Origin of the sequence: Reichenbachiella sp. MSK19-1 (assembly GCF_003590315.1) — a bacterium.
Taxonomy (GTDB): domain Bacteria; phylum Bacteroidota; class Bacteroidia; order Cytophagales; family Cyclobacteriaceae; genus Reichenbachiella; species Reichenbachiella agariperforans.
On sequence record NZ_MIER01000002.1, the window covers coordinates 1,858,692 to 1,885,426 of the forward strand.

At 36.6% G+C, this 26,735-nt stretch carries 24 protein-coding genes; all 24 read right to left on the reverse strand.

Features of this window, described 5'->3' with window-relative positions; translation table 11 throughout:
• Positions 1–3: 3 nt before the first annotated feature.
• Positions 4–474 carry a hypothetical protein gene (locus BGP76_RS07640; RefSeq protein WP_073123527.1) on the reverse strand — a complete coding sequence of 157 codons (471 nt, stop codon included), beginning with the start codon at positions 472–474 and terminating at the stop codon, positions 4–6.
• A 922-nt stretch (positions 475–1,396) separates the two neighbouring features.
• Positions 1,397–1,942 (reverse strand): hypothetical protein, encoded by a 546-nt coding sequence (locus BGP76_RS07645; protein WP_119844175.1) that lies wholly within the window; start codon positions 1,940–1,942, stop codon positions 1,397–1,399.
• Complete coding sequence (locus BGP76_RS07650) at positions 1,942–2,274, reverse strand: hypothetical protein (RefSeq protein WP_119844176.1); 333 nt, start codon at positions 2,272–2,274, stop codon at positions 1,942–1,944. Before BGP76_RS07650 ends, BGP76_RS07645 begins: the two co-directional genes overlap by 1 nt.
• 429 nt (positions 2,275–2,703) lie before the next feature.
• Positions 2,704–5,019 (reverse strand): hypothetical protein, encoded by a 2,316-nt coding sequence (locus BGP76_RS07655; protein WP_119844177.1) that lies wholly within the window; start codon positions 5,017–5,019, stop codon positions 2,704–2,706.
• A 247-nt stretch (positions 5,020–5,266) separates the two neighbouring features.
• Entirely contained in the window at positions 5,267–5,908 is a 642-nt protein-coding gene (locus BGP76_RS20610; protein WP_147407408.1) for a DUF3667 domain-containing protein, read from the reverse strand.
• Between the two features lie 439 nt (positions 5,909–6,347).
• Positions 6,348–6,647: a hypothetical protein gene (locus tag BGP76_RS07665; RefSeq protein WP_119844179.1), complete on the reverse strand. Its 300-nt coding sequence runs from the start codon at positions 6,645–6,647 to the stop codon at positions 6,348–6,350.
• Between the two features lie 565 nt (positions 6,648–7,212).
• A complete protein-coding gene (locus BGP76_RS07675; protein ID WP_370453782.1) occupies positions 7,213–7,707 on the reverse strand; it encodes a transposase in 495 nt (164 codons plus the stop codon).
• Entirely contained in the window at positions 7,656–8,057 is a 402-nt protein-coding gene (locus BGP76_RS20615) for an IS3 family transposase (protein WP_119844182.1), read from the reverse strand. Before BGP76_RS20615 ends, BGP76_RS07675 begins: the two co-directional genes overlap by 52 nt.
• A 23-nt stretch (positions 8,058–8,080) precedes the next feature.
• Positions 8,081–8,356, reverse strand: a complete 276-nt coding sequence (locus tag BGP76_RS07685; protein WP_119844183.1) for a transposase — start codon at positions 8,354–8,356, stop codon at positions 8,081–8,083.
• 1,058 nt (positions 8,357–9,414) lie between these two features.
• Positions 9,415–10,227 (reverse strand): hypothetical protein, encoded by an 813-nt coding sequence (locus tag BGP76_RS07690; RefSeq protein ID WP_119844184.1) that lies wholly within the window; start codon positions 10,225–10,227, stop codon positions 9,415–9,417.
• Positions 10,220–11,398, reverse strand: a complete 1,179-nt coding sequence (locus BGP76_RS07695) for a DUF3696 domain-containing protein (protein WP_119844185.1) — start codon at positions 11,396–11,398, stop codon at positions 10,220–10,222. The genes BGP76_RS07690 and BGP76_RS07695 overlap by 8 nt, the downstream gene beginning before the upstream one ends.
• The gene (locus tag BGP76_RS07700; protein WP_119844186.1) at positions 11,398–12,765 is read right to left on the reverse strand and encodes a DUF262 domain-containing protein; all 1,368 of its coding nucleotides are present in this window, start codon (positions 12,763–12,765) and stop codon (positions 11,398–11,400) included. Before BGP76_RS07700 ends, BGP76_RS07695 begins: the two co-directional genes overlap by 1 nt.
• A 58-nt stretch (positions 12,766–12,823) precedes the next feature.
• Complete coding sequence (locus BGP76_RS07705; protein WP_119844187.1) at positions 12,824–13,024, reverse strand: helix-turn-helix transcriptional regulator; 201 nt, start codon at positions 13,022–13,024, stop codon at positions 12,824–12,826.
• A gap of 305 nt (positions 13,025–13,329) precedes the next feature.
• A complete protein-coding gene (locus tag BGP76_RS07710; RefSeq protein ID WP_119844188.1) occupies positions 13,330–13,836 on the reverse strand; it encodes a hypothetical protein in 507 nt (168 codons plus the stop codon).
• A gap of 211 nt (positions 13,837–14,047) precedes the next feature.
• The gene (locus tag BGP76_RS07715) at positions 14,048–14,545 is read right to left on the reverse strand and encodes a hypothetical protein (protein ID WP_119844189.1); all 498 of its coding nucleotides are present in this window, start codon (positions 14,543–14,545) and stop codon (positions 14,048–14,050) included.
• Positions 14,546–14,554: 9 nt separating this feature from the next.
• Positions 14,555–15,037, reverse strand: coding sequence for a hypothetical protein (locus tag BGP76_RS07720; protein WP_119844190.1), 483 nt, complete (start codon positions 15,035–15,037; stop codon positions 14,555–14,557).
• A gap of 1,350 nt (positions 15,038–16,387) precedes the next feature.
• Positions 16,388–17,170 carry a tetratricopeptide repeat protein gene (locus tag BGP76_RS07730; RefSeq protein ID WP_119844192.1) on the reverse strand — a complete coding sequence of 261 codons (783 nt, stop codon included), beginning with the start codon at positions 17,168–17,170 and terminating at the stop codon, positions 16,388–16,390.
• Positions 17,171–17,787: 617 nt separating this feature from the next.
• Positions 17,788–18,291: a YcxB family protein gene (locus BGP76_RS07735; RefSeq protein WP_147407409.1), complete on the reverse strand. Its 504-nt coding sequence runs from the start codon at positions 18,289–18,291 to the stop codon at positions 17,788–17,790.
• A 2,796-nt stretch (positions 18,292–21,087) separates the two neighbouring features.
• Entirely contained in the window at positions 21,088–21,828 is a 741-nt protein-coding gene (locus tag BGP76_RS07755) for a hypothetical protein (protein WP_119844197.1), read from the reverse strand.
• A 1,003-nt stretch (positions 21,829–22,831) separates the two neighbouring features.
• On the reverse strand, positions 22,832–23,305 hold the full coding sequence (locus BGP76_RS07765) for an RDD family protein (protein ID WP_119844199.1): 474 nt from the start codon (positions 23,303–23,305) through the stop codon (positions 22,832–22,834).
• 607 nt (positions 23,306–23,912) lie between these two features.
• The gene (locus BGP76_RS07770) at positions 23,913–24,200 is read right to left on the reverse strand and encodes a hypothetical protein (RefSeq protein ID WP_119844200.1); all 288 of its coding nucleotides are present in this window, start codon (positions 24,198–24,200) and stop codon (positions 23,913–23,915) included.
• A 3-nt stretch (positions 24,201–24,203) separates the two neighbouring features.
• Positions 24,204–24,761, reverse strand: a complete 558-nt coding sequence (locus tag BGP76_RS07775; protein WP_119844201.1) for a hypothetical protein — start codon at positions 24,759–24,761, stop codon at positions 24,204–24,206.
• A 60-nt stretch (positions 24,762–24,821) separates the two neighbouring features.
• On the reverse strand, positions 24,822–25,088 hold the full coding sequence (locus BGP76_RS07780; protein WP_119844202.1) for a tyrosine-type recombinase/integrase: 267 nt from the start codon (positions 25,086–25,088) through the stop codon (positions 24,822–24,824).
• Positions 25,089–26,220: 1,132 nt separating this feature from the next.
• Positions 26,221–26,700, reverse strand: coding sequence for a hypothetical protein (locus BGP76_RS07790; RefSeq protein ID WP_119844203.1), 480 nt, complete (start codon positions 26,698–26,700; stop codon positions 26,221–26,223).
• Between the last annotated feature and the right edge of the window lie 35 nt (positions 26,701–26,735).

The following is a 26,735-nucleotide window of genomic DNA, read 5'->3' on the forward strand; positions in this document are numbered from 1 at the left end:
TTATCAGTCGATTCTGACCAAATAGACGTGTGCATCTTCTTCTAGAATTTCACCATCTTCCATAGCGATCAGGATATCGTCCTCCATCATCCAGTACTCATCTCCATCAGACTGATAGGAATCAGTATCGGAGATCAACAGTTGCCCCTTTTTGTTAATAGACCATTTACCTGTCTCTATCTCGGGATCAGAACCAAATGCAGACACATATATCTTGCACTCTCCGCCATCCAAAAATTCAAAACGAATATCTACTTCATCCAAAATCCCATCTACAAAGGATTCTGTCGCCTGCATGATGACACGCGCCATGGCGTTGTCTTCATCATCAATCTCTTCTTCTAGAAAATCATCTCCTAGATCAATCTTCAATTGCCAAACACCATCTAGATCCTTTTCTCTAACTTTTCCAGGTTGAGCTTGGATCAAATTGACGGTCAACATCAATACTACGATTCCTAATACACTTTTCATAAGCTATGTTTTTTGAGTTTAAACTGTACCTTTCACTACTATGTATCACAAGGTACATAACAAACTACAATACTCTATCTATTTACAAAAGGTTTCAACTGAACCAATAAATAGTAAGCATCACGAGGACGAGTTGGTGAAAGTCCCTTACGAGCGGGTTCGTAGCTCGAATCGTTAGCAAGTTACAAACTTGGCTAGAACAGCAGTGCTTGAACTTTGACCTTCTCTAATGTTAGTGTTACCATCCGGGTCATTTATTTTTCCTACCTCTTGGGCAGTTCCAGGCAAGTTCAGAAGAACCAATCCAAGGGAATATTATCTGAGAAAGTAGTTTCATTAATCTTGCAGGGATTATCGATAACGTCGACTGTATGTTTAGCTTTAGCGTCGTTGATTATTTGTAAGCTGACCATTTAGTCATCTAATTAAAACAGCTTACAAGTTAATCAATGAAATATACGCAGTGTTATTGTTCGTTTGAAAATTGGAATCTACCGCTGCATTTCGCTGTTTTGTTCTGAAAAAATATGAGTTATAGACGGGGCTATGAATCGTCTTTTTGAAGAAGAGAGGTGCCTTTTTAACTGCTTATCCTTTGAAATTGTGGTGATTTTCGTCTAACTTCAATCTCAAGTTTTGTCAACGTGTCCACGTTTTGAAAGACTGCTTTCAACGAGTCCTGACGAGCAAAACTTAATCCTTCGGATAAACCACACTTTCAGCCAATATCATTCGACTTCAATCCTCTCTAAAAGCACCGAAATGTCCTCGCCAATTTTCTTATGAACTCTAACGGTTAGTATATGAAAAGTAGGCGATTTCGAAGCCCCAAACTTTCTGTTAAACTAAAAGTTTGATACGAGCCGAAAGCCTTGATTTTACTGATATATCGCCTATTTTTTATATACATTGTTGTATGCAGTTATTTCATCCGATTTTCTAAGGTATTTACGATAGTTCTCAGAATTCCAATTATCGGTTCCATTAAAAGCCTTTGATATTCTTGAAAGTCTTTGTGTCCGTGAACTATGTTACATCTTACATTATAAACTAAGCCTAATATGGCTTTACTTTTAATTTCCGCATCTTCACTTAATAGATTTGTAGCTAATTCTATATCAGTCTTTTCTTGTCCTTTTCCATCTTGTAAATTAATGTGAAATACTTTTTTATTAATTAAATCGGCAATCTCAATTACTGATTTAATCTGCTTGTCTTTTTTTAAATTATCAATAATATTTTCAGCACCAACATAATCTCTGACAAAAAAGGTTGCTCTTTTATAATCTCCAAATCCTTTTAATTTTTGGTCATTAATTGCCTCTTCTCTCAATGCGTCATTATATAGACGATTAAACATTGGATAAAGCGTATTAAATTTCTCAAAAAGTGAAGCTAAATCATCTTTTTTGATTTCACTAAACTTCAGATTGTAGTTGGCGATATATTCTTTAGTTTCTTCCGTCATTATTTTTGTTCGAGATATTCTTTAAGGTCTTTAGCTAATACTCCGCCTGTTATTAATTTTCCAATTAAATCATCTGGTAGAATAAACCACGTAGAATAACCTCTTGAATTTGGTTCTCCTAAACACACCTTTTTGCCGCTAATTTTATCTTTATCGTGAACTTCGTTTTCCGTAATGTTCCATCTTACGCCAATTACATCATTTCCATTCCATTTGAGTTTTGCCACGGAATATTCGCCAGGAACTGCTCCGCCATTATAAAGTACTGTAACGTTTTTGACATTTTTCCTTGGACTCAAAACAGTCGATGGATGATTAATTCGGTATGGCATTTTTATATTTTTATGGTTAGCAGAATGTTTGTTTTAATTGCATACAACGTCGACTGTATGTTTAGCTTTAGCGTCGTTGATTATTTGTAAGCTGACCATTTAGTCATCTAATTAAAACAGCTTACAAGTTAATCAATGAAATATACGCAGTGTTATTGTTCGTTTGAAAATTGGAATCTACCGCTGCATTTCGCTGTTTTGTTCTGAAAAAATATGAGTTTTAGACGGGGCTATGAATCGTCTTTTGAAGAAGAGAGGTGCCTTTTTAACTGCTTATCCCTTGAAATTGTGGTGATTTTCATATGAACTCTAACGACCAACTAAAATGAGTATGCGCCCCAGTTGCTAGAAGCACCGAATTGTTTGGTTCGCAATGTCCTTTCAAATGGCTCAGTTCGCATATTCATTTTAGTGTCTGTTAGATACAGCTTATTTCACGGACGACTTTGTTGATTCTACAATAATTTTATCCATATCGCTAAAAAGGGAATCAGCAACAAATCCGGTTTTAGAGGTCAAATTGATCTCTTTCTCTAGCAGGGCAAAAACATCATCAAATAGTTCCTGTTTAGTAAATACTGCTTTCAATGAATCAAAAATACCTTCCTCTTCTTTGGAGATATAATTCAAGAATAGTTTATGGAAAACTAAATCAACTGGATTAGAGTCAACTGAGCCATCTGGTACGCCATCAGGTTTATGATCAATTTGTACAATTTCTGATTTTCGTAATTCCGCAAGTTTATTCGTATACTGTAGTCCAACTCCGTTTTTGGGATTTACAATTGTTAACATGGAATCAAGTAGAGATTGTGTTTTCTGTTGAAAATTAAAGTCTTCTTCTAAAATTGATAAAACTTCATTCGAGAGAGTCCCATTTTGGATTTGTAGGTTCATCATTGAAAAATGGTCCATTAATCGAGTTGGTGTAAACATTAACCATTCTGTGCAATTTGGGAACTCCTCAAAGAATAACTTTCTCACTCTGATTAATGACATGTCCCAAGTACAAAAAATTGGGTCAATAGGATTAACATCAACATCCTCATCACCTAATCGCATCAGCATTATTGCATCGTTATTAACTGCGAAATTGGATTTAGATTTAATGTTTGCCGTAAGATCCTTGTAAATGAGCTCCTTGGCCTTAGTTAAATCATATTTTGGAGGAAGTTCAATATCAACTCCCATTGAATTCATGAGAAACTCGACCTGAGGATAGTAATGATAGTCTGGCTCTCCACTCTTTGTTTCAAATTTAAATTCTTTGAGAAACTCTTCGAATGATTCAGTGCCTTCATGAAGCTGATCCCAATCTTTCAAGTGAATATAGAAGTCATAAAGAATATTCTTGCTTCCTCCTAATAATTCGAATACGGCTAATTTGGTAAAAGGTAATATTGCGAGGGCTTCTTTAAAAATGTTAGCAGTTTCTACCGCATAGCTTTTCAATGTAACAAGATCAAGTTCATGCTCATTAGCAAAATTGAGGAACTGCTTGGCTACTTTGAAATGATACCTATCGTAGTTCGCCTCCGATTCATAATGAACACAAAGGGCATTTATGATCAAATTAGTATCAAGAAATATACTCTTATTGTTATTGTGCCTTGTAATGTATTCTTGAAGCCTGTCTGGGTTGCTAACTTTGGAATAAACCTGCCCTGCCGCAATTCGTGAAAGTATTTCATTGTTATCAGCGATGGAAAAAATCTCTTTTGCTATTGACTCAGAAACAGATTGATCTATCAGCTTTGATTTTAAAAAGTCGTGAAACTTAGTTGTTGCTGTATGCAGATCATGAATGTTGGAACGTCGACTGGTGAATTCACCAAGATTGATTGAATAATTGCTTTCATACAACTCACACAGTTTTATTATTATCTCGTCTAGGCTAGATCCTAAATCATGTTTATCCAGCACATGTAATAGTGCTTTTTTGAGCAAAGCCTCTTCCGTCGAATAAGTGTCTATGAGCTCCTTTATCCTAGACTTCTCACTTTCTGTTAATTTTATCTTCTCGTTATCAGCTTTGTTGAGAAAAATCTTTCTTTCAGTGCTTAGTCTCCTGAGAATCCCTTCAAAATAATCTGCGTTAAATTCCGCTGAGAAATGTTTATTTACTTCTTTTAAAATCTCTGCAGTTGACGATTCTTCTTGATCATACAAAAAGTTAATGACGTAGGATTTAACAATATTATATTTAATGTCCGTAGATGATCCAAAAGACATCAAATCATAGAAAGACTTTACTTGTGGATCATCGAAATACGCACTGTCACCTTTGTAATTTTCTATCTCTGATAAATCATATATCAAAGATTTAATTGAATCATACTGAGCAGCAATTCCCGCGATGGTTTTTCCCTCAATTAGATTCAGTACAAGACCGTATTGATCCTTTGCTTCCTTTTTAAATGAAAATACTTGATCATTGGAAAGTGGATATGAATAGAAGTACTGGACTTTTTTCGGCAAGCCATGTTCATCGACGTTCTTTTTTGCCTTAGTTAAATCTTCATGGAGCTTGACTTCAAATCGTTTTTCTCGTGTAGTAATCTGATACTGCACTTCAATATCACTGGTGTTGGCATTCCTTATATCTAAACCTGAGTCATAAGGACTGTTACAATTAAAAATGTTCTCAACTCCTTCCACTTCTCTTAGATACAAAATTGCTAGCTGATCGAATTCAGGATCTTCTAAGGATTTTGTAAGTTGAATAAGCAGTTTGTTTTGAGACATTTCGATCTTTTGTTTCTAAATATAAGCATTACGTGCCATTGATTAGCGCACCAGAAGTTGTATCTAACGCCTGTCTATATCATGTGGCGTTGGTGTAATTTAAAGCGTCGGATTCAAAGTAGGAAAAATCTCCGATTTTTCATCATACCTTTTTCATCCAATGTGAAAAATCGGAGATTTTTCCGGAGCTGACAGAAAGCAGAAAAGCCAAATCAACCTCTTAACTGCCATGGGATATCAGACCTTGTTAGGGCTCTGTTGGTATAAAGTAAAACATCATTGCTACTAAGTTGAGTGCAATAAAGATTGTTAGTGTAGCCTTTAGAAAAGTTGAAATGAAGGATCGTTGAAAAGATATATATGAAAAAACGATCAAGTTCACATAGATTATTCCGACGTAAATGAACATCTGAGTCATTGGTTCATTAAGTATTTTAAAGTTCTCGATTATTAAAAAATAAATCGTTAGATAAATGATCGTTTGCCCTTCAATATAGGTTGCAATTATAAGGTTCGTTAAAAAATTAACCTTAGATCTTCGATAAAAGAATCGGTTGAACGATGCGATGATTAAAATGAACGGAATCGTAATAAGGTATTGCAAGTATTCTTCAGATTCACCTGCGGTCACATCTCTTGTTTCTGGAAATATAAGTTGGTTCAAATATGTTAATATGAACAGAAATACCAATGAAGACAGAAAGTAAGATAAGGGATTTAAAAAAGTCTTATTTCCTTCGAGAAAGTCGCTTACAACCTTCTTTGGCTTAGTAGTAAGTTTAAATGATGTTACAAAGAATTCAGGTGTGATTGCATGAATTAAAACATCCGCCACACTTCTAAATGACAACTTATTTCCTAAATATTCCCAAGTATAAACTGATTGCATAATTTTAATGAGCCCTAACGCCTGTGTAGGACGATGTGCCCTCACAGTTTGATTAAAGTAGAAAGATAGCCGATCCGCGCACAACCACAAAAGTCTGTTTAGCCATTAGCCTTGATTTGGACTGCTGCGGAACCTACGAATGCGTTATCGGTATTCTAGAGATTCCGCGAGGAGCGGTGGTACTGATTCTGGCATTGATTCGGAAAGCTCGTAAGGGCATTCGTGCCTACACCATGTTATCTCGAGTATTTTTTCATTCTCAGTTCTTTCATCAAATGTTCTATTACTCTATTGGTGACATGATTGTATACAATAATTGGAAATGCTGCAAACAGTGAAAACAGGACTGACCCTGCTAAAATCCTTCTGAGTAAAAATGTTAATGAGTTATCCTCCTGAATGATGATGCCTGTAATAATGGCATATGAAATTACGAGACCTAGTATAGTAATAAATATTGTTCCAGTTCACTCATCTTACGTTTGATGACAAGGACAGTTCCTTTAGTACTCTGTTCAAATTGTCCATAAAGGATTGGAAAAATGATACTTGTCATATAGTAGTCAAATGCCCATATAACAAATGATTTAGCCTTGATTTCACCAACTAAGTCAGCCTCAAAGTCGGAGTTTAGAAATTGACCAAGCCGAGTTTTGAAGCTGTTAGTCTTTTTAGTGGTTAATACCTGCAATTTTTCATGGAATTCAACAGATGTGAGTTCGCTTAGGTAATATTTCATATTTACAGGTTAGTCCATTCGAGATAACGCCTGTCTATATCATGTGGCGTTGGTGTAATTTAAGGTGTCGGCTTCAAAGTAGGAAAAATCTCCGATTTTTCCGGTGCTGACAGAAAGCAGAAAAGCTAAATTCACCGCCAAACTGCCATGGGATTATAGACCATGTTGGGCACATTTATTTTCTTGACTTGATCCAAAAGTAAATTAACAAGCCTCCTGATACAACTGTTAAAAGATTCAGTAGTTGGTCTATGACTTGATAAATAGTGTAATTCCGTCCTAGTCGAATCCTGTCTTCGTACAGAATTTCAATTTCCATAATTGTCTCTTGAGCTTCCTCCTTGTTGTTGGATATGGCGCTATCGAGTTCAAACCTAGTGAATTTTGAACCGAGTGTTTTTATTCGAAATTCTGAGTTGTAGATCAATGAATCCTCAAATGTTTCTATTCGTTTCGTCTTATGATCATACCCCAATAGTTAGGACAGGGTTTGTTCGGTTTTAAGTTCTACAATAGTGTTTAATATTCCTTTCATTAACAATAAAACCCAAAAATGATCTGCTCATTAGGCGGCCTGTTTTTGGGTGATTTGATAGAGATCAAACGGTCTCTGATCCTCGATACTTGTATGCCTTCTTTCCATGTTGTAGTAGTTGAAGTATTCTGCCACTAGTAGGTACAGATCCATACCGTCCTTTGGTGGATTAAGGTAGAGCTTTTCATACTTCACGCTTCTCCATAGCCGTTCGATAAAGGCATTGTCAATAGCCCTTCCTTTTCCGTCCATACTCAATTTGATGTCTTGACTCAATACAAAGTTGGAGAAGACTTCTGATGTAAACTGTGAGCCTTGATCGGTATTGAGAATCTCTGGCTTCCCATGTGTTTCTACAGCCTCTTCTAGGCAGTTTCTGCACCAATCCGCATCCATTGAGTTAGATACTGACCAATTGACCACATACCTGCTGTAGAGGTCAATAATGGCTGTCAAATACATAAACCCTTTCTTCATGGGGATGTAGGTGATGTCCCTGCCTGTCGGCAGACAGGCATTGCCCAGACCTGATTGGGACGTTTCACAGTCAGGTTACGAAGCAGATAAGGGTATACTTTATGGGCTTTATGACGTCTGGACGTGTGTTTCCCAGGTTGGGTGGCCCTAAGCCCCATCACCCGATAGTAAAGCCGTTCGATACGGTTTTTGCTTACCTGTAGTCCCTTGTCTTTGGTCAGCCAGGTATGCATACTACGTGCACCCTTAAAAGAATGGTGCAGATAATGCTCGTCCATTATGCGCATGAGCTTTAAGTTCAATTCAGATTCTCCTTTGGGCTTATAATAGATTCCTGAACGGTGTAGTGACAGCAGTTTGCACTGCTTTGACATACTCAATTGACCCTTGCTTATCATTGATCGTCGTTCAGGCAATGGCTTTACCGCAAGGCGTCGTTTAAAAAATCTACTTCCACTTTAAGTTGACCAATCACTTTAAGCAGCTGATCACGTTCATCTTCGACTTGAGACTTCTTGCTCTTGCCTTTTTTCTCGAAAACGCCTTCTGCATTGGCTAAAAACTCCCTTTTCCACATATTGATTTGCTGTGGAGCCAGCTCATATTTCTGTGCTAACTCGGCTACTGTGGATTGCTCTTTGATGGTTTCTAATACCACCTTCGTCTTGAATTTGGATGTGTACTTTTTACGTGTCATATCAGTAAATTTAGTTGTCATTTCTGAACTAAACCCACTGTCCCATTTTTTGGGGTATGATCATTATTCCGCATGTCAGCATATCGAATTTCCATTGAGTTAATTTGTTGCCGTAATTCGTTGATTGGATATAGGGCTCCTAATTTTAAAGTTGAAATAACTATTAGTGAATAGGCTGATATCTTAAGTTTGTTCACAATGAAGCTAGGTTAAAGTAATTCATATTTAGTTCAGAATAATTTCAGATCCGATCTGGACCATTGTGCCCAACGTCGACTGTATGTTTAGCTTTAGCGTCGTTGATTATTTGTAAGCTGACCATTTAGTCATCTAATTAAAACAGCTTACAAGTTAATCAATGAAATATACGCAGTGTTATTGTTCGTTTGAAAATTGGAATCTACCGCTGCATTTCGCTGTTTTGTTCTGAAAAAATATGAGTTTTAGACGGGGCTATGAATCGTCTTTTGAAGAAGAGAGGTGCCTTTTTAACTGCTTATCCCTTGAAATTGTGGTGATTTTCGCCTAACTTCAATCTCAAGTTTTGTCAACGTGTCCACGTTTTGAAAGACTGCTTTCAACGAGTCCTGACGAGCAAAACTTAATCCTTCGGATAAACCACACTTTCAGCCAATATCATTCGACTTCAATCCTCTCTAAAAGCACCGAAATGTCCTCGCCAATTTTCATATGAACTCTAACGACTGGCTAAGAAACGTAGGGGAATTTGAAATGCTGCCCTTACGGTTTGCTCATAAGCCAAGCCAAATATTTTTATAATTCAATTTACTTAATCATTATCAAAATTTTGGATTGGCGGACTATCCAAAAGCTCTGAACTTCTGAATACCACCGAACCCCTATGTTTTCTTAGCCCATGTTGTATGCCGTGCCATTTTTTCTTTTGTAACTGGCTGTTTCGGTTTGCCACCGTGCCGAGGGCAGACATACTCTTTGACGAGTTTTGGTTTGTGTGGCTGCCTTGAGCGACTTGGCAATGTGTATGTCTGAGAAGGGATAGTATTAATTTATCTGTATGCATACTTATCCATCAGTTTCTAATTGAATTTATCCGTGTCAAGATGTTTACCAATGTAGCCTATATAAATTTTTCCGTTTTCTGGATAAAAATGAAATCTTAGATTACCTGTTTTTATATGTAGTTCAAAGCATAATCTTCTTCCATCTGGCGTTGAGAATAAGCGTTGATTATAATATTTTTCTTGTTCCATTGTTTTTTTGGACTCTGGAGATATGTTCAAAGCGGAACTTGAATTAGCATCTTTATAACTGAACTCTCCACTTTTCCAATGAAGGTTTATGTATTGATCTAATTCTACAATTTTCTGTTTTATTTGAGATAAATATGTACTGCCAATAAGCTTTATGTCAAATTCAACTGATGGACAAAAAATAACCTTTGAAAACAATAGTTCTCTTCTTTCCCAAAAAGTATCTGGTGTTAATTCCCATAAATACTTATCTCTAAAATTCCGATATTCTGTTTTGTTACATATATGTCTCTCGTTAGGGTCGGTATGAAAACATGCCCCATAAAAGGCATTATAGATTTTATAAGATGAATTATCAAATTCATCTAAAGTCCTAAATTCTTCTTTAATTGATTTAACAGATTCTATGAGTTTGGGTAAAACTGTGGAACTAAATTGAATATCATTAAATTTCGAAAAAACTACTTCCCCAAAGGAGCCTTCGGGTGTCTCAAAATCCCATATAGATTCATTTTTTAAAAATGAATCTTCACCTTTTGAGTCTTCAATTACTAATTGATTTAATAAAACTAGGCAGTTTTCAATTTGATTAGACGAAGCATTTGAAAACCCTATTCTGGATAAATAGTAATTAAACATTTCTTCTCAGTTTTACTAGATTAGCATAGTCTAGTTGTGTCTGATCAAAGAAACCAGAAGGCCACTCAGATAATTCACCTTTTTCATTAAGATTTATAGTTTTTACTAGTGGCTGTTGTTGAATCTTATTGACTTTGTCGGTATCCAACTCTTTTTGAGTTTTATTTTCCTTTGAAAAATAATTTATGGATATGTCTTGATGCTTTATAGCATTTTTAGCTGTAGCCAATTGAATTCCGTTGATCACATGATCACTATGTGTCTCTACAATGATGTTAATACCTGAATTTGCCATTACTCCCAAGAAATGACCCATTTTGGATTGAGCAGATGGATGTAAGTGGGCTTCTGGGTTTTCAACAATCATAAACCTACCTTCCTTAGCAATCAATCCGGTTACTAGAATGGGCAATACATAACTAATTCCAAAACCAATATTTGGGGCAGTAATTGAGTTACCTTTAGTAAAGTGATTCTCAACTCTGATTTGAGCCGTTCCTGTTGAGGTGTCATATTTAGCGGATATAGATACGCTAGGCATTAAGTAATCAAGCCAAGCATTTACTTGTTGTTCAAGGCGGGGACTATTAAATCCTTCACACCTTCTTGTGCTGGGAACCTGATATTTGTAAGAAAATTCAGTGTCGCCAATTAATTGAGCCACAAATTCCCCTTGATAGCCTGTGTTTGGATAGTCATAGAATTGGATCTTTTGACTAATTCTTGGGCCAATTCTCTCAGCATTCAAGTAATAAAATTCCTGAAAGAATAATCCTGAACCTTCGAAGTAATCACTTCCCTCTACTGCTGTTGGTTCAAGCCAAAGTTTTGAAGGTTCAATTTCATAGGTGACTTGAAATTGGCCAGAATCATTCTGAATCCCCAATTGCGTAATGATTTCTTCCGTTCCCCGATTACTGATGCTAGAACTGTCCCCAAAAGCCAAACAATACGACCCGTTCAGTTCAACCTTAAGACCGTTAGTTTCAGAGTAATCATATCTGTTATTTACCCATTTTGAACAGTGCTCAATGGTTCTTCTTAAAAAAAGTAAAGCTTGGATGGCCGTGCTTTTTCCATTACCATTTGCGCCAGCAAATACGGTAAGTCGGTTTAAATTAACTTCGACTCCCTGAAAACATTTGAAATTACGTATTAGCAGCTTTTCCATTATTGAAGTGTGAGGTTATTGCTAACTAATTGTTGAACTTTTTCAAAAGCATATATAATATTACTTCGTCCATTCGTTCCGTATGATAGATAATTTAGAAATGTTTTATCATCTTCTATCTCACTTGCCAAGGGCTCCAACAGCTTTAACTCCTCGTTTTTTGATCGTATCAAAGCATGATTGTAGGGCGAAAGAATTACAGATAGGGAAACAAAAAGTGCTTTATTGATGAGTTGCTTATAAGCATCTGGCTCGATGTCAACTCGTCTAATTTTTCGAAAGGCATGCTTCTCTCCCAATAAGTATTTGGCATTTAGCATAGACGTTCTAAACAGGTCCACATAGTGTTCTAATTCTGACTGAGGTGTTTTATACAATGTTTCTGTTAAAGAATCAAGAGCATTGTCCATTGAGCCATTATAATCCGAAATGTTATCTTGTTCCAAATACTTACTGAATAGAATGAAACGAAGTGCCACCTCTTGATCTTCCATTCGGGTTGATCTGATACTATAGTCGGTAGCAGAACGAAATTCTTCCAGTTCTGTCATTTTTCTCAAGGTATCTCTAAGCCCAGTTCCAGCAAGACAATTCCTAATTTCCTGATTGTTTAGTGGTTTGCCACCAGTGTTAATCCGTCTAAAAATGTCATATTTGACTTTTGATGGAGAGGAAGGGTCAATAACATTAACAGAAAATTGAGTTTGATTAAACCAACGCAAATATTTAGCATCAAGTCCTTTCTTGCTCCCCTCATCTTTGAAATAGCGGCCGTCACAACTGTCTTGCAAATATTCCAAGTTTCTTAAGCGAAACTTATTGTCCATAAAGTCTTTGATGGTAGAAATTCTTTGAAGACCATCCACTATTGTAATTCGACCTTCATCATCTTCAGAAAAGTAGAACATGGGTAACGGAATTCTCAAAAGGATAGACTCAATTAATCGTGACTTTTGAAAATTGTTCCACACTAAGTTTCGTTGAAAATCTGGAGAAAGATCAATGTCCTTGTCATCTATCATATCAGATATTAACCTTAAACTGAACTGCTTTGCGTGAACCTTGATATCTTCAGGATCAAAAGGTTGAATCGTTTGAAGTGAGTCTGTTGCGTTAATGTCCGTGCCTGACTGCTCCGCCTCAATTACCTCAAGTACTAATTGATTTAGTTTAGTTCGAGTATCTTCTTCCGTTTCCTTAATACGTTCATCCTGTCTTTGAATAACAAATGAGTTATTCTCCAAAATCAATTCCATCCATGACTCATTTTCTTCAGTCATTAATTCAAAATGATCTTCTCCTGAGGTTTTTCGAAATACAGTTAGTAGAACGAATTCATTCTCTCCTGTTTTGAATTCTATTTTCATAATCTGTTTTTACTTATTGGTCATTAAAAGCAACTTCAATTTGACGCTATCAATCGGTTTATTCATGACCTTTGGTGCTTATAATCAAATCTTTTATATCGACATCTAGTATTTGAGCTATTTCACTTAATGTTTCAAGTCTTGGTTGTTGTCTGTTCTGCACATAGGCGTTCACCATATTATAGCTTTTGCTTATCTGATTAGCTAACCATTTCTGACTTCTTCCTTGTTCTTCTAATACTTCCTTGATGCGATTCATTCTGTTTTCGTTTCAAAAATATAAATGTAGAATAAATGTGAGAGTATTCACTGAAAAACGAGATATATTATCACATTGCACTGAGCATGGGAAGATTTTAGCTCTTTTGGTTTTTTGGGGTAGGGTTGTGCCGTGGCAAAAACCGAATGTGCTAAAATGTGCGGTGGGTTTTTACGCTACACACATGGCATACAACGTTTCGGCTATGACACGTTGTGTCCTGCCGTAACGAAATTAAATTATTAAACCAATGTAGTGGAGGCAGGGCATTATGTGTTATAGCTTATGTTGTGTGTAGTTATTTTTTATTCATTTTTTAATTCTAATAATTTCAATTCTTTGTGGTAGTTCTCAATTCTTGATTGTGCGTTTCCGTCAATTAATAAAATGACAATGAACATTGAAAGGGCTGTAACACTAATTGCTCTCCAAGTTGGTGTGTTAACAAACAGTATTATCAATGCTGCTACGATAATTAATAATGGAACTACTTTAAAAACAACTATAAATTGCTTTACGGTACTTTCAGAACGTTCAACTTCGGATTTATAAAAGGCAATATTGTCGGTATTATAATCCTTTTCAAATTGTTTAACTCTTTGAATATTAGTGTAGTTAGTCCCGATACCAATTATTAATAGTAATATACCTGCCACTAACGTTGGAATGACATATGCCTTTGCTAAATCTGTTTTTCCTAGTTGCCAAAATCCAACACTTGCGATTAAAAATCCAATCGAGAAGAAAATAAAGAATCGTGTTGAGAATACTTCAGCTTTTGCCCATTCGATTGATAGTTTTAGTAGGTCCATAGTTTCATTTTCTAATTACACACAACGCTTCTTGTATGTGATCGTAGCGTTTTTATTGTAATATAGTTAACGTTTGTCTACATAGTCAATCCTGCGGATTGACTTGCTAAATTTTTCCAGAGAAGCTAGTCAGTCCGCAGGATTGACGGGGCGTCCGAGTAGTACCGAAGCTATGATAACATTCGAACTAGCTATGACATCATACAACATGTTAGCTACTTTTTTCATTTAGTTTTGCTACGATTTCATCGTATGTTGTTCCCTTCCTAATAAAGAATGATTCATACGGGTTAATGATGTACATGGAACCACAATATCTAGTTAGTTGTGTTACTAGTTTAATTAGTATTCTAGAGTGCGTTTTTACTCCACCGATACTAGTTACCGAAGAGCCTTTAGAGTGACTTTCATATTTAACTGTTAAATCTTCAGGGTATTCCGATTCTGCATCCTCAATTTCTAAACTGTGAATCGTAATATCATTTCCTTCTCTTTCCGCTATTTCATCTTTAGAAGTTCTTTCGTGAATTATTCTAATTCCAGATTCTTTACAACTATTGTAGATTTCATCAAGGGTTGGGTTTCTTGAATTCTCTTCTCTATAGGTAGGATTAGGAATTTCAAAAGAATCCAGTGTGGCTAAATAAGAGATAAAACTTTCGTCATCCTGAACTTGAGCTATTGAGAGAATGGTATTACTTGTTCCCATAGGTTAATATTAGTTTAAAAAGAATTCTGTTGGATTATCCTTTATGTAGCCCGCTAGATTTTCAATAGCTAAATGAAGAGGTACGCTGTAATCAGAACCAGATATAGGTTTGTCCAAGTTAATGTATGTTGTATGAAGTGATTCATATACCTGTTCGAAATCTTGCGGAGCATTTCTTAAATACTCGAACTGTTCTTTGTTCTCTTCATAAAAGTTAATTGTTCTTTTGATAGTTTGAATAATTTCCACTTCGTTGAACTCTTCTAATAAAGATAAAAGCCGTTTTAAATCACTTATTTCATCACCATAGTCGATAAAGAAATTGATGACGCCATAATTTTCAAAAGTGAATTCGATCCTGTTAATAATTTCACAAAGTTCATATCGTTTTGCTATGGTTTTATTACTGGTAATCGTTTCAGGGTTGTTCTTTTCTATAACAGAAAGAACTATATCGTAATTACTTAAGCCTTCAAAATCCTTTTTTGTCATCCTTTGTTGTAGCTAACGTCGACTGTATGTTTAGCTTTAGCGTCGTTGATTATTTGTAAGCTGACCATTTAGTCATCTAATTAAAACAGCTTACAAGTTAATCAATGAAATATACGCAGTGTTATTGTTCGTTTGAAAATTGGAATCTACCGCTGCATTTCGCTGTTTTGTTCTGAAAAAATATGAGTTTTAGACGGGGCTATGAATCGTCTTTTGAAGAAGAGAGGTGCCTTTTTAACTGCTTATCCCTTGAAATTGTGGTGATTTTCGCCTAACTTCAATCTCAAGTTTTGTCAACGTGTCCACGTTTTGAAAGACTGCTTTCAACGAGTCCTGACGAGCAAAACTTAATCCTTCGGATAAACCACACTTTCAGCCAATATCATTCGACTTCAATCCTCTCTAAAAGCACCGAAATGTCCTCGCCGATTTTCATATGAACTCTAACGCCTGTGTAGGACGATGTGCCCTCACAGCTTGATTAAAGTAGAAAGATAGCCGATCCGCGCACAACCACAAAAGCTTGTTTAGCCATTAGCCCAAGTTTAGATCGCCAAGGAAACCACGAATGCGTTATCGGTATGCTGGAGATTCCGCGAGGAGCGGTGGTGCTGATTCTGGCATTGATTCGGAAAGCTCGCATGGGCATTCGTGCCTACACTATGTTGTGCGTCTATTACATCTAGCTAGTCTGTTCGTTCACAATCGCAGTTGTTAGAAAAATCTGAAGGAAGTATCAATCACCTTAAAGTCTATTGGCCTAGTTAAACTGTAGATATCATCAGGACTAGCAATAGCCCAATAAACTGCAAGAATAGCGGTTAACCCCGAAAGGCTTAGAAGTAGTCCAGTTAACCAGTTGTTCATCGTGAGATTGGTGAGTCTATTCACAGCGAATATCAGAAGATACCAGGCAAAGAAGATTATTAAAAAATTGGCCAGAAATGGAAGAATATAAACTTGAGAACAAAGCGAAGTGTGAAGGCAATCTTCGTGAAAGGGTAAAGGAAATCCACTTAAAACATAGTTAAACCCTTCGGAAGTCTTAATATTCCAATCTAAAGTGAAGGTTGGGAATGAAAGTATTGTTAGTGGGATTATAAGTTTCCAAGTGAGTTCTTTCATGAAATGTTTCGTTCAGGCGCTCATGACGCACAACGTCTCGCTATCCGCTGTGGTGCTTGACGTGTAGTTTTGTTTCGGTTACAATGTAGGAAAATCTTCGATTTTGATCGCTACCTTTTTTTGATTCAGTGAGGAAAATCGAAGATTTTCCGGTGCAGGTAGAAAGCAGAGCCGTTTAAACTAGCAGAATGCACCATGGCGTAATTAGCGTTTGTTAGCTACATTTCATTCGCATGTTGATTCGTAATATTTTATCCCCTCGGGATGACCTGCTTCATAGGCTTTTTTAAGGTCTTTACATGCCAAATTCATATTTCTCATATTGCGATGTATGTTGTAACGAAGTAAATAGCTTTCAATGTAATTCGGTTTGATATCGATACATATGTCTGCATGAATAAGAGCCTTTTCATTTTCGTTTAGTTTTTTATACATGCTTGCGATATTGTAATGGGCTTTATAATTTTCACTGTTTGCTTCGATCGCTCGAAGATGATATTGAACTGCAGCGTGAATATTTCCATTTCTGAACTGAGCGTTGCCAAGGTTATCTAATGCTTGATCATTTGAAGGATTATACAATAGCGCTGATTCACAAAGTACTTGTGCTGAATCTAGTTGATTTTGATGCGTTTTTATAACACTCCAGTTAACAAGAACCGCCGAAAACCCAATCGAATCATGTTTGTCAACATTTTTAAGAATATCCTTAATATCATTTTCTGCAAGTTCAAACTTTGAAAAAAATGTATAAGCCATGCTACGAGCCATTAAGAAACTTTTATTGTTTGGTTCTTCAGATAAGGCTATCGTAAACTTATTTATCGCAAGTTCAAAATCATTCCTTTCAAAAGCCTCTATTCCTTCAAGATAGGATTCGTTTTCGAAGCTGCATGATACTAGCAATAGAAATATGAGGGGGTAAATTAGACGCATAGATTGGATATTGTAGCTAACGTCGACTGTATGTTTAGCTTTAGCGTCGTTGATTATTTGTAAGCTGGCCATTCAGTCATCTAATTAAAACAGCTTACAAGTTAATCAATGAAATATACGCAGTGTTATTGTTCGTTTGAAAATTGGAATCTACCGCTGCATTTCGCTGTTTTGTTCTGAAAAATATGAGTTATAGACAGGGCTATGAATCGTCTTTTTGAAGAAGAGAGGTGCCTTTTTAACTGCTTATACCTTGAAATTGTGGTGATTTTCGCCTAACTTCAATCTCAAGTTTTGTCAACGTGTCCACGTTTTGAAAGACTGCTTTCAACGAGTCCTGACGAGCAAAACTTAATCCTTCGGACAAACCACACTTTCAGCCAATATCATTCGACTTCAATCCTCTCTAAAAGCACCGAAATGTCCTCGCCGATTTTCATATGAACTCTAACGTCTGTGTAGGACGATGTGCCCTCACAGTTTGATTAAAGCAGAAAGATAGCCGATCCGCGCACAACCACAAAAGCTTGTTTAGCCATTAGCCCAGATTTGGACTGCTACGGAAACCACGAATGCCAGCCTGTCGGCTGACAGGCGTTCTCGGTATTCTAGAGATTCCGCGTGGAGCGGTGGTGCTGATTCTGGCATTGATTCGGAAAGCTCACATGGGCATTCGTGCCTACACCTTGTTATCGAGATTTTTCGATTGTCTCCTTAAATTCTTCGTATTGACTTACTGTTTCAAATGCAGTTCTTGGAATAATTACTGCTGTCATTTCACCGTTGAAAAGGTATAAATGTTCATCTGATTCTTCAAGTCGAATGAATGATGATATTGCATGTTTAGATTCAATTGTTGGCGTTGCATAAATTAGTTCTATGGGGGTAAGTTCTATGGCTCGACTACCAATTAACTCTGGGTTGTTCTTTATAGAATTCTTTACAGCTGTTCCAATTGGGTTTCTGATCTTTCGTGTTACAAAAAATGAAAGCAACATTACAAATGCCATTAAACCAACAAATTGAACTGACATGCCCTGTTGAAATTGGTCATAAATAAAAGACAGTATAAAAATTCCGAGTATTCCCAAAATCACAAACGTTGCGATTCTATTTTTCTTAGATCGTGCTTTGTTGATGTATAGATTGTAATTCAACAAATCACCTTCTTTAAGCTCAAATTCTATTTTCATCTTTGTAAAGGCATTCTCGATAACGCCACTTGTATGATACGTAGCGTATTTGATGCCAATGTAATATCGATTTACCACAAAGCCAAATCTGTGATTTGGCTTGTAACTTACCTCGTAGCAAGACAGAGCACAGGTTTGGCGTTTTATCAGATACCTACCACACTTTCCTAACCGCTGCAGCAGCTATGGATTCATACAACTTGTTGGGCTACGTTTTATTCATGGTACAAACCATTGACTTTACATTAGTATTGATCTTACATTAACAAATTGTCCACGTAAGTAGGAATGATTCAGATACAGAATTCACATGAGCCACAACTGTCATTCGGAATCGCCCACGCGAGAGAAGAAGTAGCCACAAAGTGGGAGGGGTGCAAAGAGTGAAGAACGTAAATGGAGCACCACTAACCTTTCAAAACTTTCCATCCAAGTGACAATCAAATATTAAACAGCCACAGCCTTGAGCTCAACCTCGGCTGGAAGCAGGGGGGATATTAGAAAGCGTAAAAGTTTTGAAAGGAACAAGTACCAAAGAGAATTCGGATAAGCGGACACTATCGTTTCAGATTCAGAAGTGGTTATCGATCAATTGACAAAACAATGATTGTCTTAAATGCAATTGGTAATTCTTAGAAGTATAAGATTATTCACGCTTTTCGGATCAATCTTTTACAAACCATTGATCAATCTTTCTAGCCAAAATGATGGTAACATTATTCATGAAACAAAAAATATTTGGACATGGAGCCCAACGACTCTGTATGGGTTTGTGCCCCTAGAGTCTCTTAAAAGCACTAAAGTAACCGATACGATCTACACAGCCAACCTCGGCCTTCTGGAATTCTGTTCATCCGAGAATGCTTCGGCTACAGTCTGCCCATTCCTCGGTATTCTACTGCTTCCGATCGAATCGGTGGAGCGCCTTCTTGCATTGACTCGGTAAGTCATCATGGGCATAACCTATACAGCTTGTTATGCATCTCTTTCGTTTTGTTACCAGTTTAAGGGTTGATCTAAAATGAGTGGGTAAAGTATTGATACGATTATAAATGGTAAAGCTCCAGATCCAATTTGAATGAGAGTTAAGGTTACTGTGTCAAGGTTAGATTTTGCAGGGTCCTGATTTAGTTGGTTGATAGTTTCGATGTATTTATTTCTAAAATTGATAGCCAATACTGAGGTTAGTCCGCCGATGATAAGGAATGTGGAGTTAAGGATTGTTGTTCCAATGTTAATGCCTGTTAGATGAACAATATAGTACAGAATAAAAAGCGTCATTGTAGACCAGGCAAAGATGGTTATGAAGCAATTGGTAAATGATAAGTTCTTTGCATAGTCTTTGTAGGTGCCCTTTGCTGTTCGTTTGTTCGTTGTTAAGAAAAAAGAGTAAAGTTTGAGATAGTGTTCAAACAGCTTATCCATGGAGACAATTGTTAGTTAACTGATGCATAACGCACAGCTATCGGGCGTATGTCCGCAGCTTGTGAATAGCACGAATCTAGTGAAATCTGCCGAAGCTCACAACGGTTCCAAATGGCACTGCGTTCTGAAAGTCTAAAAAATCCTGCGAGCAGAAGTAAGTAGAAAGCACTGCCATTTCTCAGCGGCAGATTCACGGTCGAGTTGCACTGAAACCAGCCAGAAAGCACTAAAACATATGCCCGATCAGCGTCTGTTGAGCGCAGTTTTAATCGTTAACCCAACAGGATTACGGTTAGGATTGGGGCTACAAATATTCCAATTGTAAAGAATCCGTCCCCATACGTTATTCTCCGTTCGTTCAAAATGTCCATGCTCTTGGTTGTTGCTCCAGGCCAAGTGATTGATGGTTCCTGTTTATAGAACACTTTGTAAACGGCTCGAAATATTTGCCAATAGAGGAGCATTAGTATGGGTAAGTAAAAGTAATTACTGGCGTGACCTCTTGTTTGTTGAAGTTCGGGGTTCAGTCGTTCAGTATATCCATAGTAAGCAAGTCCAATCGCAATCAGCAGAAAAGTAACATACTTAAAATTGTTGTATCGAAGCAGTAGGAATGCAAAGGTTAGAATTAACCCGAAGTTAATGACAAGAGATAAAGTTGGATAGTTCATAATAAGATTCGAGTTGCGCCAATTGCGCTCAACGTCGACTGTATGTTTAGCTTTAGCGTCGTTGATTATTTGTAAGCTGACCATTTAGTCATCTAATTAAAACAGCTTACAAGTTAATCAATGAAATATACGCAGTGTTATTGTTCGTTTGAAAATTGGAATCTACCGCTGCATTTCGCTGTTTTGTTCTGAAAAAATATGAGTTTTAGACGGGGCTATGAATCGTCTTTTGAAGAAGAGAGGTGCCTTTTTAACTGCTTATCCCTTGAAATTGTGGTGATTTTCGCCTAACTTCAATCTCAAGTTTTGTCAACGTGTCCACGTTTTGAAAGACTGCTTTCAACGAGTCCTGACGAGCAAAACTTAATCCTTCGGATAAACCACACTTTCAGCCAATATCATTCGACTTCAATCCTCTCTAAAAGCACCGAAATGTCCTCGCCAATTTTCATATGAACTCTAACGCTCTGGCTATGCACCGTGGCGTGTTTAAGTTCGTATTTCGTTTCGTTTATCTAAGTAGCGAATTCTTTGAATTCGCATAGTAATTTCTTTTTCACACTAGGCGAATTCAGAGAATTCGCGGGCTATCAGGTAACTACAAATCTATCGTAACCCACCGACACGACATGGTGTTATAGCCCTTGTTAGCTGTGTTTTTACTTTTAATAGCTTCCAACTTTCTAGTTGTATTGTCATTTTAGTTATCTGCAACAATTTGACGTTCGCCCATTTTATCGAAATCGATTGGATCATTACAAGAATTGATCTCGATAAATTTCATATCCTTAAACAATCGTAGAAATTTATGCTTTTCAATTGAATCGTAGAATTCAAAATGAAGGACTCCATTCTTACAGATATTTAATATCGTTTTACTTTTTTCAAAAGACATCATGAATTGAGGTAAACTAGCATTACACCTTGTTAACCAAAAGAGGTGTGGAATGAATTCTTTAATTTCATGTTGAGTCAAATAGAAACCGCCGTTGAAATCAAAATCTATTTTCGTTTTTAGAAAATTCAGGGCTTCTAATACAGGAGGGTAATCATTGTTTTGATTTAACCATGGAGTGTTCCAATCTCCCATGATAATTAGATTTCCATGTTCTTTTGTTATTTCGATTAGTGCAAAACTTATGTCATAAAAGTAGTCTTTAATAGTCTGCTTAGATGAAATTAATGTCGTTTGACTATCCCAGTCATGAAGTTTTTCAACTGTGATATCGTCCCTGTTTTTTAGGTAATGCTCTAGGTCTTCTTGATTGAGGTTATCAGCTTGTTCTTTGGTTAGAACTGTAGGTTTATCTGAATCATCGAGTATAACTGTGTCACCTTCATTCCATTCTTCAGAAGGTTCATGTTTTGCTTTTTGAACACTAAGTAAATGCTCTGCGAAACAGTTGTTCAGTTTTAATATGTCATTTCTCGATTTTATCATACATCATTACAGCTAACGTCGACTGTATGTTTAGCTTTAGCGTCGTTGATTATTTGTAAGCTGACCATTTAGTCATCTAATTAAAACAGTTTACAAGTTAATCAATGAAATATACGCAGTGTTATTGTTCGTTTGAAAATTGGAATCTACCGCTGCATTTCGCTGTTTTGTTCTGAAAAAATATGAGTTATAGACGGGGCTATGAATCGTCTTTTTGAAGAAGAGAGGTGCCTTTTTAACTGCTTATCCCTTGAAATTGTGGTGATTTTCGCCTAACTTCAATCTCAAGTTTTGTCAACGTGTCCACGTTTTGAAAGACTGCTTTCAACGAGTCCTGACGAGCAAAACTTAATCCTTCGGATAAACCACACTTTCAGCCAATATCATTCGACTTCAATCCTCTCTAAAAGCACCGAAATGTCCTCGCCGATTTTCATATGAACTCTAACGCCTAGCTATATCCTGTGGCGTTGGTGCAATATAACCTGTAGGACTCAAAGCAGGAAAAATCTCCGATTTTTCATCATATCTTTTTCATCCAATGTGAAAAATCGGAGATTTTTCCGGTGCTGGCAGAAAGCAGAGAACTCAAATCTACCGCTAAACCGCCATGGGATATAGATCATGTTGTAGATCGTTTATTCCCTTAATGTAGCCCTAACAGGATTAACGGAATCAATAAAATGAGTCCAACAGTTACTAGAACTTGAAGTGTTAGGATTGTCAACAATGAAGAGCGTAAATACTTCTTCCTGTACGTTAATTGTTTATATGGAAACAATGCGACAATTGCTCCTAAAATAAAACCGACAATGTTAAAGCCTATTAGATTGGCGTGTAAGGAAGTCCAGAATCTGTCGGACATGGTTCTTCCGTCGTTAACAAGAACGGCAAATCCAATTGTGTTGATTACAATAAGAATTGCGATTCGGATTAAATACTTTCGTTTCTGTGTATTAATTAGTTCTTCGTTGGTCTGCGTCATTAGATTTAAGTGGTAAGATTAGTCTAGTATTTCAATTGGGTCAGATGTGACATGTGGAACTACTTTCGTTCGGGCTAAAAAATCACCGATTCGATATTCAGGAGTTCCTAAAATCAAAAGTGCTTCTAATGGCCATAAGATAAAGGTTAAGTTTCTAATTATGCATTGAGTTGAATTAGCCACTTTGTTTGATTTGGAATCAACTACTTGAAACCCTCTTAATCTCTTTCCAATACTTCTTCCATCCTTGTAATCTTTTGTCAATGCACCAACAACGAAAACTGTTGGAATTAAAAATCGAGCTGTATAATCACTATACAATATCGAGTTTTCTATAAATGATAGAGGAACCAGAGGAATAATTAAGAACATGTTCATTGCAAAGTCATAGGCCATGCTTTTCAAACGGTTACTTAATGGAAACCTAGTGTCTATCCTTTCAAGAAAGAGCCTACTTATTGAATTGTACCTGAGGTGAAAAATGAACTTCATTAAGTTTTTGCGAATGATCTACAACGTCGACTGTATGTTTAGCTTTAGCGTCGTTGATTATTTGTAAGCTGACCATTTAGTCATCTAATTAAAACAGCTTACAAGTTAATCAATGAAATATACGCAGTGTTATTGTTCGTTTGAAAATTGGAATCTACCCCTGCTTTTCGCTGTTTTGTCCTGAAAAAATATGAGTTATAGACAGGGCTATGAATCGTCTTTTTGAAGAAGAGAGGTCCTTTTTAACTGCTTAACCCTTGAAATTGTGGTGATTTTCGCCTAACTTCAATCTCAAGTTTTGTCAACATGTCCACGTTTTAAAAGACTGCTTTCAACGAGTCCTGACGAGCAAAACTTAATCCTTCGGATAAACCACACTTTCAGCCAATATCATTCGACTTCAATCCTCTCTAAAAGCACCGAAATGTCCTCGCCGATTTTCATATGAACTCTAACGTTTACTGTATGTTTTCGTGGCTGAATTAAAGGTAGTGAAATTTCGGTTTACCACTGAGTCAATCTTGCAGATTGACGGGATTTCTACGAAGAACCAAAGCCTCGAAAACCACTAACCAGCCATGAAATATACAGCGTGTTGTATGCTTTTCTAATCTTTTGTCATCCAGTCGCTAAGTGCATTTTTTGTTTGTTCTGGGGCTAGTTTTACCTCAGAATATTTTGAACTAAATGTTTTTGGGTCTTTGAGATATTCCTTCCTTAAATTCTCAATTTCTGTTATCGTTAGGTTTATATCTGTCATGTCGGTTAATTCGACCTGAAAACAAAAGTCATAAACGCCAAATCCACTTTCTCTAGTTAGGTTCAAAAATGTCTTACTTGAATCGTCTTGATAGAGTATGTATTTGTAATTAGCTAAGAGTAATATATCCAGCATGGGTTATTCTTCTTTGAATTTAAACTGTTTACCGTAGTAATCTGTATTATCGTATTCTCCAGTTATTGTAATTGCCCCACTCTCGATTTTTGTTTTTATATTTTCTAATTCGCTGAAGAAATTAGGTTCTCGATTTAAAAGAGTTTCCCACTTTTGTTCTTCTGTCATTGTATTTTCAATCGAGTGGATTATTGACTTACCTTGTTCATTAAAATTAGCTAGAGCATCAATTTTACTTAAGAAAAGATAACCCATATTCATCCATTCGTACAATTGAATAATCGATTCCTTAAATGGTAATTCCCTTTTACAAACTTTAGATATCAGCTGTAATAGTTCGCCTTTATGAAAATCAGAATAGTTGATTTTATTCTCGAAAATCCTCTGAACATCGATTCGGTTACTTTTGTCTTTAAAGTCAAGAGAAATTAATTCAGTATACAATTCAACTCCCAATTCAATCTCTAAGTTTTCAAATGAATACACCCAATTCTCGAATTCATCTGCTCTGAGCTTCTTGTTTATGTAATTGGATAATATTTTACTGACTTCTAAATTCATTGGCTGAATTGCATACAACAATTCAATAAACACACCTTTGTGGTGTTTATTTCGGTTGTATCAAAGCGAATCTAATGGATTTTTGATATCTCGCAAACTTGAGGTGGCAACATAGGTATACATTTGGTTGGTTTCTAGAGAGTTGTGTCCCAATAATGTTTGAATAGTGCGTAAATCTGTGCCTGCTTCTAACAGATGTGTTGCAAAACTGTGACGCAGCATATGTGGTGTAACGACCTTTAATATTTTTGCATTTCTTGCAGCGACTTTTATAATTTTAGCCAGGCTAGTAGCGCTGTATTGAATAAACAACAATCTTAAAGACAACTGATTTCAGATTCTAATCCACGCAAATAGTGCATTAATATTTTCTTAGGAAGTACCCATAGGATACCTAAAAACCCCTCCAATATCTATCGATTATGAGGCACCAAAAAAAGCCTGTTTTTGTCTTTTCAAAAACCCGTGCAGGCTTGTCTCAAAGTCTGCACGGGTTTGACCTAAAGTCTGCACGGGTTTGACCTAAAGTCTGCGCAGATTCGGAGCAAAGTCTGCGCGGGTTTTCTAGCAAACCTGTACAGGTTTAGCATAAAGTCACAGCAGGTTTGTGTCAAAGTATCAGTAGGTTTTTGGTAAAGCTTCAGTAGGTTTGGGACAAAGTCTGCGCAGACAGATCAAAAAAGGTGTAACTATAAAAATCTGAAATCCATATTATACGTAGATGCCCGTCTTGAGCTCAACGAATTTAACAGTATGTATGCCGCCCCTCTGACTCCTCTGGTCGTAGCGGACGCTACGACCCTTTTATAAAGTAGAGCGTCTGCTCGATTATAAGTAGCTGAACACCAAGTCCCCTTCCTCTCCTGCATACTGTCTGGCAACCCACTTTCTGCATTTACTTTATCCTGCAAGGTCTCCTTGATCTATCTAGATCTGAAACGCATAAAATCTCTAATCACATCTGACAGCTCTCCCTCAGACACACTAATAATCAAATGATCATAACAATGCTTCAGACTTGACAATAGGCTTTCTTTGAATCGTCTCGTATAAATATATCTACCCAATTCACAACAGTAAAAGTCACACTGTGAACCGGTGATCACTGATCACGAATTGCATATTGTCTATCCATCAATACAAGATAAATGCATTCTACAAAACGCCAACAACGGGCGGACGCCCTTGGCTGTATTGGGTCCTAGCGGACGCATTATTAGGTTTGTTCGGAAAGCAATGGATTATAACTCCTCCAATTAGTCTGTAATGATGAGTTTCGAATAATGATGTCCAAAACCCAAATGATTGTTCAGATATGACCTTTCCTGAAGAAAGAGAAGCTTATAGTTGATATTATACTTTTTAAGTATTTGTTCTATTCGTTCAAAGGTGGAAGCAAATTCACCCTCCTGAAGTTTTTTTTTGGAAAAGTAGACAGTGTTATTTTCTTTGCCAGTAATCATCTAAGTCTGTTTTTCCAGATTCCCTTAATTACTTTTCCGACTTCTAAAAATTCCTCTTTAGTAAAAGTATCCGTTTTAGCGTTGTTACACCAGTAACAGGAATAAACTAGATTCGATATATTTGAATATGGAAGATTAGGCTCTAAACGTTCAATTTCTAGCTTTCTACCTCTGTTTCTTTTTGTCAGTTGTGGGTGTTTATTCCATAAATGTTCAATCTCTTTTTCCGAAATTTCGCAGTAATAGCACTTTTTGTCTGTGGACTCATGCCAGTTTCGGAAGTCTTTAAAATCAACTTCTTTACATTTTTTTAGCCACTTATCACGGATTGAGGTTAGGTAGGTTCGTTTGTCTTTTAATTCATCCCACCATGGTGCAAATTCGCTTCGAGAGATTTCCATTCGTTTTTCAATTTCGGAATAGGTGAGTCGGTCAATAACCGCTAACTGTAAAAACTCTTTTTGCTTATCTGTCATTTAAAAAAAATTATTCACCACAACGCCCCTGTATC